This window comes from Pseudomonas sp. ACN8 (genome assembly GCF_002303925.1).
GTDB lineage: Bacteria > Pseudomonadota > Gammaproteobacteria > Pseudomonadales > Pseudomonadaceae > Aquipseudomonas.
Genome location: NZ_MRCS01000048.1, coordinates 39414 through 49621 on the forward strand (window position 1 = coordinate 39414; position 10208 = coordinate 49621).

12 protein-coding genes are annotated in these 10208 nt (G+C 60.4%); 7 read left to right on the forward strand and 5 right to left on the reverse strand.

The features are described 5' to 3' along the window. The 3 genes from BSF44_RS23445 to yacG are packed head-to-tail and all read left to right on the forward strand — an operon-like array spanning position 1 to position 1690. Complete coding sequence (locus BSF44_RS23445; protein WP_095945521.1) at positions 1 to 873, forward strand: A24 family peptidase; 873 nt, start codon at positions 1 to 3, stop codon at positions 871 to 873. After that, complete coding sequence (gene coaE / locus BSF44_RS23450; RefSeq protein ID WP_095945522.1) at positions 870 to 1493, forward strand: dephospho-CoA kinase; 624 nt, start codon at positions 870 to 872, stop codon at positions 1491 to 1493. The genes BSF44_RS23445 and coaE overlap by 4 nt, the downstream gene beginning before the upstream one ends. Continuing rightward, positions 1490 to 1690: a DNA gyrase inhibitor YacG gene (gene yacG / locus BSF44_RS23455; RefSeq protein WP_007970539.1), complete on the forward strand. Its 201-nt coding sequence runs from the start codon at positions 1490 to 1492 to the stop codon at positions 1688 to 1690. Before coaE ends, yacG begins: the two co-directional genes overlap by 4 nt. A gap of 35 nt (positions 1691 to 1725) precedes the next feature. Here yacG and BSF44_RS23460 read toward each other — a convergent pair whose 3' ends face one another. Continuing rightward, positions 1726 to 2415: an energy-coupling factor ABC transporter permease gene (locus tag BSF44_RS23460; RefSeq protein ID WP_095945530.1), complete on the reverse strand. Its 690-nt coding sequence runs from the start codon at positions 2413 to 2415 to the stop codon at positions 1726 to 1728. Positions 2416 to 2486: 71 nt separating this feature from the next. Beyond that, positions 2487 to 3419: a LysR family transcriptional regulator gene (locus BSF44_RS23465; protein WP_095945523.1), complete on the reverse strand. Its 933-nt coding sequence runs from the start codon at positions 3417 to 3419 to the stop codon at positions 2487 to 2489. Between the two features lie 121 nt (positions 3420 to 3540). Here BSF44_RS23465 and BSF44_RS23470 point away from each other — a divergent pair, with 121 nt between their 5' ends. Next, positions 3541 to 3783: a DUF2790 domain-containing protein gene (locus BSF44_RS23470; RefSeq protein WP_095945524.1), complete on the forward strand. Its 243-nt coding sequence runs from the start codon at positions 3541 to 3543 to the stop codon at positions 3781 to 3783. An 8-nt stretch (positions 3784 to 3791) separates the two neighbouring features. Here the strand turns inward: BSF44_RS23470 and BSF44_RS23475 are convergent, their stop codons facing one another. From BSF44_RS23475 to BSF44_RS23485, 3 genes are read right to left on the reverse strand one after another with little or no spacing between them, the layout of a single operon-like run. Beyond that, a complete protein-coding gene (locus BSF44_RS23475; RefSeq protein WP_095945525.1) occupies positions 3792 to 5060 on the reverse strand; it encodes an OprD family porin in 1269 nt (422 codons plus the stop codon). Positions 5061 to 5076: 16 nt separating this feature from the next. Then, positions 5077 to 6297, reverse strand: a complete 1221-nt coding sequence (locus BSF44_RS23480) for a benzoate/H(+) symporter BenE family transporter (RefSeq protein WP_095945526.1) — start codon at positions 6295 to 6297, stop codon at positions 5077 to 5079. Between the two features lie 3 nt (positions 6298 to 6300). Further along, the gene (locus BSF44_RS23485; protein ID WP_095945527.1) at positions 6301 to 7644 is read right to left on the reverse strand and encodes an aromatic acid/H+ symport family MFS transporter; all 1344 of its coding nucleotides are present in this window, start codon (positions 7642 to 7644) and stop codon (positions 6301 to 6303) included. A gap of 219 nt (positions 7645 to 7863) precedes the next feature. Between BSF44_RS23485 and BSF44_RS23490 the strand changes: the two genes are divergently transcribed. From BSF44_RS23490 to BSF44_RS23500, 3 genes are all read left to right on the forward strand, one after another. After that, positions 7864 to 8490: a DUF1780 domain-containing protein gene (locus BSF44_RS23490; protein WP_007970534.1), complete on the forward strand. Its 627-nt coding sequence runs from the start codon at positions 7864 to 7866 to the stop codon at positions 8488 to 8490. Between the two features lie 104 nt (positions 8491 to 8594). Then, the gene (locus tag BSF44_RS23495) at positions 8595 to 8768 is read left to right on the forward strand and encodes a DUF3094 domain-containing protein (protein ID WP_007970531.1); all 174 of its coding nucleotides are present in this window, start codon (positions 8595 to 8597) and stop codon (positions 8766 to 8768) included. Positions 8769 to 8828: 60 nt separating this feature from the next. Next, a complete protein-coding gene (locus BSF44_RS23500) occupies positions 8829 to 10127 on the forward strand; it encodes an NAD(P)/FAD-dependent oxidoreductase (protein ID WP_095945528.1) in 1299 nt (432 codons plus the stop codon). The last annotated feature ends 81 nt before the right edge of the window (positions 10128 to 10208 follow it).

Sequence of the window (10208 nt, forward strand, 5' to 3'; positions counted from 1 at the left end):
ATGCCCTTGAATGAAATCCTGATTCACTCTGCGCTGGCCTTTGTCCTTCTCGCAGGCATCACTGGCCTGCTGGTCGGCAGTTTCCTCAATGTCGTGATCTGGCGCCTGCCGAAAATGCTCGAACGCGACTGGCGTGAGCAGGCCCATGACATTCTCGGGCTGCCTGGCGAAACACCGCTGCCGACCTACAACCTGTTGCTGCCCCACTCCCAGTGCCCGCACTGCGGTCACCGAATCCGCGCCTGGGAAAACATCCCGCTGCTCAGCTACGTTTTTTTGCGCGGCCGCTGTTCAGCCTGTGCGGCAGCGATCAGCCCGCGCTATCCGTTGACCGAACTGGCCTGCGGGCTGTTGTCGGCGTTTGTTGCCTGGCACTTCGGCTTCGGTTGGCCGGCCGGCCTGATGCTGATCCTGAGCTGGGGGTTGCTGGCGATGAGCCTGATCGACGCCGAACATCAGATTTTGCCCGATGTACTGGTGCTGCCGCTGATATGGCTGGGGTTGATCGTCAACAGTTTCGGCCTGTTCGTGTCGTTGCACGACGCGCTTTGGGGAGCGATCGCCGGCTACGGCCTGCTGTGGTCGGTGTTCTGGCTGTTCAAGCTGATCACCGGCAAGGAGGGCATGGGCTACGGTGATTTCAAGCTGCTGGCGATGCTGGGCGCCTGGGGTGGCTGGCAAATTTTGCCGCTGACCATCCTGCTGTCCTCGCTGGTGGGTGCCATTATCGGGCTGATCCTGCTGCGCTGGCGCAATGCAAAAACCTCGACGCCAATCCCTTTCGGCCCCTATCTGGCCATTGCCGGCTGGATTGCGTTGCTCTGGGGTGGTCAAATAACCGACCTCTATTGGCAGCTTGTCGGTTTGAAATGAATAGCCCTGTGGAAAAACCCTGGATTCTCGGCCTGACCGGCGGCATTGGCAGCGGCAAAAGTGCGGCCGCCCAACACTTCATCGACCTGGGTGTGCATGTGGTCGACGCCGATCATGCTGCTCGCTGGGTAGTGGAACCCGGTCGCCCGGCACTGGCACAAATCGCCGAACACTTCGGCCCTGGCGTGTTGCAGGCCGACGGGCAACTGGACCGCGCCGCGCTACGCAAATTGATCTTCGAGGTACCTGAAGAACGCCGCTGGCTGGAGGCCCTCCTGCATCCGCTGATCGGCGAGGAGATCGCTCACCACCTGGCGCTGGCAAAATCGCCTTATGCGATTCTGGTTTCGCCGCTGCTGATCGAGTCCGGGCAATACGCCATGACCCAACGGGTATTGGTGATCGATGCCCCCGAACAATTGCAGATCGAACGTACCCTGCAACGTGACCAGACCAGCGAGCAGCAAGTCCAGGCGATCCTCAAGGCTCAGTCCAGCCGCCAGGATCGCGTGAGCCATGCCGACGACGTCGTGGTCAATGACCGCGACCTTACCTGGCTGCACAGCGAGGTCGAGCGCCTGCATCACTTTTATCTTTCATTGCGTGGAGGCCAGTCATGAGCCAACCAACAACCGTCGAATGCCCAACCTGTGGCGCCCCTGTGGAATGGACCGCCGAGAGCAAATTCCGGCCATTCTGCTCCGACCGCTGCAAACTGATCGACCTGGGTGCCTGGGCGTCCGAAGAGCACAAGATTCCAGTGGCTCCCGATGCCGAGGACGAAATGTTCAGCGGTGACTTCGACCCGCGTCACTGATCCATCGAATGGGCGATTCCAGGTCTTGATGCGGATCAGGACTTGGGATCGTCGTCCTTCCAGGGAGCCGAGAGATAGCGGGTGCGGTTGAACGTCTCAAGCCACTCCGGACAAAACACCACCAGCGCACTGACGATCATGCCGTTGATAAACGCTTCGGGAAAAATGATCAGCCACAGATATCCGACAAAATCTTCCAGCCAGTACGGCATCTCGAAACGCTCGTCGAACCATAGCAACCATAGCGCCAGCAGCAGACACAGCAACGCCGACAGCGCGGCGGCAAAGAATCCGGAAACGAAGATATACACAAAGGGATTTCGTGGCTGCGCCCGCTCCACCAGGATCGCGCAGCACTCGGTGACCAGCACCGGCAGCGCAATCAACAGCGCGCCATTGACCCCGACAGCCGCCAGGTCCTGTCGGTCGAGTAACACCAGCCCCGTTTGCGCAACCAACCCGCCGACCAGCGCCAGCGGCCAGTCCAGCAGTAGCGTCACCGCTGTCATGCCGATGAAGTGGTAAGACACGCCGGTATCAAAGTCGCGCCGCACCAGCCACAACAGAAACAGCGCAAACACCGTTCCAAACAGCAGATGCTGACGACGGCTGTCGGTGAACAGTTCAACCCACGGCGCGCGGCAGATCGCCCAGATCAACACCGGCACATAGATCAGCCAGCCGACCGCAAGGGTTTGCGATGACAGCAACTCGGCACCGATCATGGCTACGCGCGCCTCCCAGGCGAAGAACAACAGGCACTCAGTCTACACCGCCGCTCTCCCGCCCTTCGACTTCAGGCCCAATGCCGCGGATCGTTCACCACTGCATCATGCTCGGCGAATAGTTTCGGTAGCTCAGACTTGAGAAAGTCCACCCAGGTGCGGACCTTGGCATCGAGAAAGCGTCGCGAAGGATACAGCGCGTACACATTGCGTTCGCGCAGACGCCATGCCGGTAACACGCGTAGCAAAGTGCCGTCGCTCAAGGGCCGCATCGCGGTGTAGAACGGCAGCAGGCTGATACCCATGCCCGCCTCCGAAGCCTTGACCATCGACTCGGCAACATTGCACTGAAAGGTCTTGGCCGGGCTGACGGCGTGCTTGCCGTGCTCGTCCTGGAAAAGCCATTGATCGCTGTACAGCGGGTCGAGCATGCGCAGGCATTGATGATCGTTCAGCGCCAGCGGCTGCTGCGGCACACCCCGGCGTTGCAGGTAAGCCGGGGAGGCACAGGGCACGCTGTAGATCTGCCCGACGGCCTGCGCAACCATTTGCGAGTCGGCCAGTTCGGGAGCGATCGAAATCACCACATCGTGCCCCTCCTCCAGCGGGTCGGGATTGCGTTGCGACAAGGTCAGTTCGAACACCACATCGGGATAAAGCTCGCTGTAGCGGGCGATCAACGGCGTGAGCAGCACACCCAGGCCGTTCATGCTGTGCACCCGCAGGCGTCCGGCCGGATTGGTATGAGCGCCACGGGCCTCGGCCGTCGCCTCATCCATGGCATCGACGATTTGCCGGCTGCGCAGCAGGAAGCGCTCGCCAGCGTCGGTCAGGCTCAAGCGCCGCGTGGTGCGTTGCAGCAGACGCGCCTGTACATGCTCCTCCAGATCCGCCACCAATCGGGATACCTGCGCGGTCGACAGATCCAGCGCATCGGCAGCCCCGGTGAAACTGGCGCAGTCCACCACCCGGATGAACACACGCAAGTTGTTAAGCACATCCATAAGCCCCCCTCGGGCGATGACTGTTACGTTTTATGTAAGGCTGCATCCGCCGTTCGCCCCTTTATCCGTCGGTGGCAAAGACTAAAATTCAGACATCAGAACCAACACGGAGCACGCCAACATGAAAACGTTGATCAGCCTCTTGCTGACCGTCATCGCCACCTCGGCCATGGCCGCCGACAACGAACCCCTCGCGGTCCTGTATAACCCGGCGCAGCCACTGGACATCGCCAGCGTGGTTTCTGTGTCGGACACCGCGACCGCATGCGGGGTTGTACCGGCGACCATGGAGTATGTCGATCATCAGGGCCAGACCCACCGTGTGACCTACAACGTCATCGGTGATTGCACCAACAACCTGTGATCAATGGCTCACAACAAGGTCCACGTGTAGCTGAGGATCAAGCGGTTCTCGTCGATATCACTTCGGTAATTGGAACGCGCCATCGCGTTGCGCACACGGATGCCAAGGCCTTTGAGGCTGCCGCTCTGCAATACATAGCCGATATCCAGGTCACGCTCGCGGTCCTTGCCTTCATAGCCCTTGCCGGTATCGACGTTATTGCCGCTGATGTAGCGCACGGTGCTGGTCAGCCCCGGTACGCCGAGCGCCGCGAAGTCGTAGTCGTAGCGCGCCTGCCAGGAACGCTCATCGGTGAAGGCGAACTCGTAGGTCGGCACTTCGTTGCCCAGTGGTGAGATGTTGGCGAACACCCGTGGGAACGCACTGTCTCCGAACATGCCCTGATAGCCGACGTAAAACGTATGGCCGCCACGCTTGGCCGACAGCAACGAGAAGAACGCCTGGTTGTCGATGTTGCCCAGCAGTTTTTTGCCGTCTTCGCGCGAATCGTAGTAACCGAGGTTGGCGCCGAGGATCCAGTCACCCATCGGCTCACTGTGCTTCAAACCCAGAAAACGCTGGTTGTAGATATCTTCCAGTTGCCCGTACCAGGCGCTGACCGAGCTGCGCTTGTCGTTGAAGACATAATCGGCGCCGGCAAAATTGAAACCGTCACTGCTGACCTGGCGCTGCGGCACGTGCCCCAGCATCGCTTGCATCTTTTCGTCGCCAGCCTCGTTGCGCAGGCTGGTTGAACTCAAGTGACCACCCTGCAGCGTCAGGCCGTTGATCTCGTTGGAGGTGATGCTTGCGCCCTGATAACTCGGTGGCAGCAGGCGAATATCGCTGAAGGCCAACACCGGCAGATTGGGTTGCAGCTCACCGACTTTCAGCTCGGTTTTTGAGTAGCGCATCTTCAACGCGCCTTCCAGACGGCTGTAGTTGTCCGCCGCGCGGCCGTCGCTCTGCACCGGCAGCAAACCGGTATTGGTCCGGTCCGGGGCGCTGTCGAGCTTGAGGCCGAGCAAGCCGATGACGTCCACCCCAAACCCGACGGTGCCCTGGGTGTAACCGGACTTCACGTTGAGAATGAAACCCTGGGCCCACTCTTCAGCCTTCGATTGCTGATTGGCGCCGACGATGTCGGAATAGTCGCGGCTGAAGTAGTAATTGCGCGCCTGCAACGTCGCGGTGGTGTCTTCGACAAAGCCTTTTTCAGCGGCCATCGCGCCTGTGGAAAAACCCGAGACGACAGCCAGGGACAACGCCGAACCGGTGGTTGGGAGAATCTGTTTCATCGTTTTTCTCTTATTGTTATTGATCGACGGGTTGAAGGACTTCAGTTGCAGTGGATTTTCGACGGGGAACGGAACGACGGGCGCTCAACAGCACATGGGTGACCATGCCGAAAATCAGCCCCCAGAACGCCGCGGACAAACCGAACAACGACATGCCCGAAGCCGTGACCAGAAAGGTCACCAGCGCGGCTTCGCGATCGCTCGGCACCGCCATCGCGCCCGTTAACGCGCCGGCAATGGCGGCGAACAGGGCCAGCCCGGCCAGCGCCGCGATCAACTCTTTGGGGAACGCTGAAAACAGCGAGACCAGCGTGGCGCCGAAGATCCCCAGCAGCAGGTAACACAGCCCGCCGACGACCCCGGCCACGTAGCGTTTGCGAGGATCTTCGTGGGCTTCGCGGCCGGTGCAGATCGCTGCGGTGATCGCCGCCAGATTCAGTCCATGGCAACCAAACGGCGCCAGCAATGCCGTGCCCAGCGCGCTGCTGGCGATGATCGGGCTCGCCGGCGTTGGATATCCACTGGCGCGCAGCACCGCCATGCCGGGCACGAACTGACCGGTCAACGCCACCATCACCAGCGGCAAGGCGATGTTCAGGATCGCGCCCAGGCTGAACTCGGGCGTGATCCACACCGGCGTGGCCAGGCCGATCACCAGCGCTTCACGGTGCAAATCACCGGTGAACGCGGCAATCGAACAGCCCACCAGCAGCACCATCATCACTGCATAACGCGGCATCACCCGCTTGCAGATCAGGTACGTGGCAAACATCGCCAGGACCAGCAACGGCTTGCGCTGCATCGACACGAACAACCCGGTGCCGAAACTGAACAGGATGCCCGCCAGCATTGCCGCCGCGATGGCTGCCGGCAGTTTGCTGATGATCCGGTCAAACGCCCCCGAGATCCCGACCACGAAAATAATCAGGCTGCTGACCAGGTAAGCGCCCACCGCCTCTGCCATGGAAATCTGCGGCAACAGCGCCACCAGCAGCGCCGAGCCCGGCGCCGACCAGGCGATGATCACCGGAACTCGGTAGCGCAGGCTCAAACCGATCCCGAGCACGGCGCTGCCAATGGAGATCGCCCAGATCCAGGACGACAACACTTCCCGCGAAAGCTGTGCCGCTTCTGCCGCCTGAAAGATGATCACCAACGGCCCGGCGTAAGAAATCACCGTGGCAATGAATCCAGCCACGGCGGCTGACAACGAGAAGTCCTGGAAGAACGCTTTCATGATTCAGGCACCGGTCGCTGACAACACGGGGTTGACGCCAGCAGCGCTGCGTCGGCTGCTGATGGCGAACACGGTCATGGCCAGGGCCGCTACCGCGCCGGGCAAGGCAAACGCCATGAAGTTCAGTTGCAGGGGCAGGCTGATCCCGAGCAAGGCACCGCCCAGCAGCGGACCGACGATGGCCCCGTTGCGCCCGATGCCCGAGGCCCAGCCCAGGCCGGTCGAACGAATCGTCATGGAGTAGAACTGCGCGGCGCAGGCGTACAAGAGAATCTGCGAGCCAATGGTGGTGGCACCCGCAATCGCGATCAGCAAGTACAACACCGGCATCGGGCTATTGAAGCCCAACAGGGTGATCGACACCGCCGCCATGGCGAAAAACACCGACAGCACTCTCGGCAGATTGAGTTTGTCGCCCAGCACCCCGCCACCGACCGCGCCGAAGATCGCTCCGAAGTTCAACACCAGCAGGAACGACAGGCTCGAACCCAGGCTGTAACCGGCGTTGGCCATCAGTTTCGGCAGCCAGGAACTCAGCGCGTACACCATCAACAGGCAGCAGAAAAACGCCAGCCACAACATCAGCGTGCGCAGCGCACGGCCTTCACGGAACAACTGCAACACCGGGGTGCCCGTACCTTTCACTTCGGCCATGTGCAATTGATCGGACGTTTGCGCGACGTAGGCCGGATCGATGCGTTCAAGAATGTTGCGCGCCTCTTCATTACGCCCCTGACGCAACATGAAGCCCACCGATTCAGGCAGGAAATACATGATCAGCGGCAACAGCAGCAATGGCAGGATCGCCACGTAAAACACCGACTGCCAGCCGAAACTCGGGATCAGCACGATGCCCAGCCCAGCAGACAGCATGCCGCCCACCGAGTAACCGCTGAACATGATCGCGACCAGCGTGCTGCGGATTTTTTTCGGTGCGTACTCGTTCATCAGTGCCACGACGTTAGGCATCACGCCGCCAATGCCGAGCCCGGCAATGAAGCGACAGAGGCCGAACTCGGTGGGGTTGCGGGCAAAACCGTTGAGCACGGTGAAGCCGCTGAAGAGCATCACGCAGATCGTGATGGCTTTCTTGCGGCCGATCCTGTCCGACAACGGACCGAAGAACAGCGCGCCGAACATCATGCCGAACAGTGCATAACTGCCCAGTGCACCGGCTTGCAGAGGACTGAGCCCCCACTCTTTCATCAGCATCGGCAAGACCACGCCGTAGATCACCAGATCGTAACCGTCGAAGATGATGATCAGGGCACACCAGAACAGCACCATCCAGTGAAAGCGGTTGAAACGAGCGTTGTCGATAACCTCATGTACGTCGATCTTGCGCATGGCATATATCTCTTGTTGTTGTTTTTTTAGAGCGTCGGTAACACGGCTTACGTCCGTACAGCCGAGGGTAGAGCTGCCCGATACGTGGCAATAGCCAGTGAGCGCAGATCACTATCCGTTTTGTGCAGAGCCCTGGAACGGGCGTGGGAACGGGAGGCGATGGGCCTCGCCGATAAATTGTCTTCTTTGCGAACACATTTGAACGCTAAGCTTGGGCCTATGGATGACTCAGATTATTTACGCCTGCTGACCATCGCGGCCGAGCAAGCCAACGCATTCCTGTCCAATGCCCGCAAATGGGAGCGTGAGCGTTGGGTGTGCCAGCGCCTGCTGCAAGGCTTGAACATTCCCTATCGCGCCGACGAGTTCGCCCCCGCCGGGGAGCCGCCGGATGTGTTGTTTCGCGATGCCAGTTTCGAGGTGTTCTTCGTGCTCGACGAGGGTCGGCGCCTCAACGATGAATGGCGCGATGAACTGCAACGTCGGCGCAGCGCGTTTTCCCTGAGCCAACTGGTACGCCGCGAGGCCAAGCCACGGCGCATCCCCGCCAACGAGTTCTTGCTGCGATTGGCGCCGACTTTGCGCAAAAAAGCGCACAACTACAAAGAACGCGGTATGGATCTGGGTGAGCTGGACATCATTGCCTTCGCCAGCCTCAAACGCGAAGTGCTGGACCTCAACAGCCATTTCCCGCCACCGACCGAATACCTGCGCCAGGGCTGGCGCTCGCTGTCGCTGGTCGGGCCGACCTTCGCCCGTGTACTGTTCGCTCACCCGGATGCTCCGGACTTTTTGCGCAGCAACCTGGGGCGCAGCATTGTTTTTGATGTCGGGATCAGTCTGTGAGACTCGAGCCTTTCTCCGCTCAGCAGCTAAGCTCCGTTCACAGCTGAATAATTTCCCTGTAGCTTCCAGACATTCAGCAACGTCTACTCCTGACGAGGCCCGATATGACCAGCCGCCTGAACCCCGACGACCAAAAGCATGTCGAAGAGTACCTGCAGTTGTCCCAGCATCAAGTCGAGCGCCGGCCTTTTCGGCCGTGGATGCTCCTTGTACTGGTATTGGCAGTGACCATTGGTCTGGGCCTGCTGAGCCGACTTATCAGTTATCTGACGCTATGAGCTGCCTTGCGCTCGCTTGGGTAACCGTACCGATTTCTTTTAGCCTTGCGAGTTATCCCCATGTCCCATCGTATTGTCATTGTCGGCGGCGGCGCCGGCGGTCTGGAGTTGGCTACCCGTCTGGGTAAGACTCTGGGCAAGCGCGGCACAGCCAGTGTGATGCTGGTCGACGCGAACCTGACCCACATCTGGAAACCGTTGTTGCACGAAGTGGCGGCCGGCTCCCTGAATTCTTCCGAAGACGAACTCAACTATGTCGCCCAGGCCAAATGGAACCACTTCGAGTTCCAGCTGGGACGCATGAGCGGTCTCGATCGTGCGAGCAAGAAAATCCAGCTGGCCGCCACCTATGACGAAGCCGGTCTGGAGCTGGTGCCGGCCCGTGAAGTGCCTTACGACTCGCTGGTGATCTCCGTCGGCAGTACCACCAACGATTTCGGCACCCAGGGCGCGGCGCAACACTGCCTGTTCCTCGACACCCGCAAACAGGCCGAGCGTTTCCACCAGCAATTGCTCAATCACTATTTGCGCGCTCACGCCGGTCAGACCGACACGATCGAGCAAATCAGCGTAGCCATCGTCGGCGCCGGTGCCACCGGGGTCGAACTGGCCGCCGAACTGCACAACGCCGCCCACGAATTGGCAGCCTATGGCCTGGACCGGATCAAACCGGAAAACATGCACATCACCCTGATCGAAGCCGGTCCACGGGTGCTGCCGGCGCTGCCGGAGCGGATTGGCGGGCCTGTGCATAAAACCCTGGAGAAACTCGGGGTCAACGTGATGACCAATGCAGCGGTCAGCGAAGTGACCGCCGACAGCCTGATTACCGCGGACGGTAAAGTGATCAACGCCAGCCTGAAAGTCTGGGCCGCAGGGATTCGTGCACCGGGTTTCCTCAAGGACATCGATGGCCTGGAAACCAACCGCATCAATCAGCTGCAAGTGCTGCCGACCCTGCAAACCACCCGCGACGAGAACATCTTCGCGTTCGGTGACTGCGCCGCCTGCCCGCAACCGGGCAGCGACCGCAACGTGCCGCCACGCGCCCAGGCCGCTCACCAACAGGCTTCGTTGCTGGCCAAATCACTGAAACTGCGCATCGAAGGCAAGGCCCTGCCAGAGTACAAGTACACCGACTACGGCTCGCTGATCTCGCTGTCGCGTTTTTCGGCTGTGGGTAACTTGATGGGCAACCTCACCGGCAGCGTGATGCTCGAAGGCTGGCTCGCGCGGATGTTCTACGTGTCGCTGTACCGCATGCACCAGATGGCGCTGTACGGGCCGTTCCGCACGGCGATGCTGATGCTGGGCAGCAAGATCGGACGTGGTACCGAGCCACGGCTCAAGTTGCACTAACACCTGTAGGAGCGAGCTTGCTCGCGAAGATCGTTAACGAAAACGCAGCGTTTCTGGTTTAACGCGGCGCTCTCAGGTTCT

Bases quoted from the DNA above. Each gene is read 5' to 3' on its own strand.
- BSF44_RS23460 (WP_095945530.1), bottom strand. From the start codon at position 2,415: ATGATCGGTGCCGAGTTGCTGTCATCGCAAACCCTTGCGGTCGGCTGG.
- yacG (WP_007970539.1), top strand. From the start codon at position 1,490: ATGAGCCAACCAACAACCGTCGAATGCCCAACCTGTGGCGCCCCTGTG.
- BSF44_RS23470 (WP_095945524.1), top strand. From the start codon at position 3,541: ATGAAAACGTTGATCAGCCTCTTGCTGACCGTCATCGCCACCTCGGCC.
- BSF44_RS23500 (WP_095945528.1), top strand. From the start codon at position 8,829: ATGTCCCATCGTATTGTCATTGTCGGCGGCGGCGCCGGCGGTCTGGAG.
- BSF44_RS23475 (WP_095945525.1), bottom strand. From the start codon at position 5,060: ATGAAACAGATTCTCCCAACCACCGGTTCGGCGTTGTCCCTGGCTGTC.
- BSF44_RS23490 (WP_007970534.1), top strand. From the start codon at position 7,864: ATGGATGACTCAGATTATTTACGCCTGCTGACCATCGCGGCCGAGCAA.
- BSF44_RS23465 (WP_095945523.1), bottom strand. From the start codon at position 3,419: ATGGATGTGCTTAACAACTTGCGTGTGTTCATCCGGGTGGTGGACTGC.
- BSF44_RS23445 (WP_095945521.1), top strand. From the start codon at position 1: ATGCCCTTGAATGAAATCCTGATTCACTCTGCGCTGGCCTTTGTCCTT.
- BSF44_RS23485 (WP_095945527.1), bottom strand. From the start codon at position 7,644: ATGCGCAAGATCGACGTACATGAGGTTATCGACAACGCTCGTTTCAAC.
- BSF44_RS23495 (WP_007970531.1), top strand. From the start codon at position 8,595: ATGACCAGCCGCCTGAACCCCGACGACCAAAAGCATGTCGAAGAGTAC.
- coaE (WP_095945522.1), top strand. From the start codon at position 870: ATGAATAGCCCTGTGGAAAAACCCTGGATTCTCGGCCTGACCGGCGGC.
- BSF44_RS23480 (WP_095945526.1), bottom strand. From the start codon at position 6,297: ATGAAAGCGTTCTTCCAGGACTTCTCGTTGTCAGCCGCCGTGGCTGGA.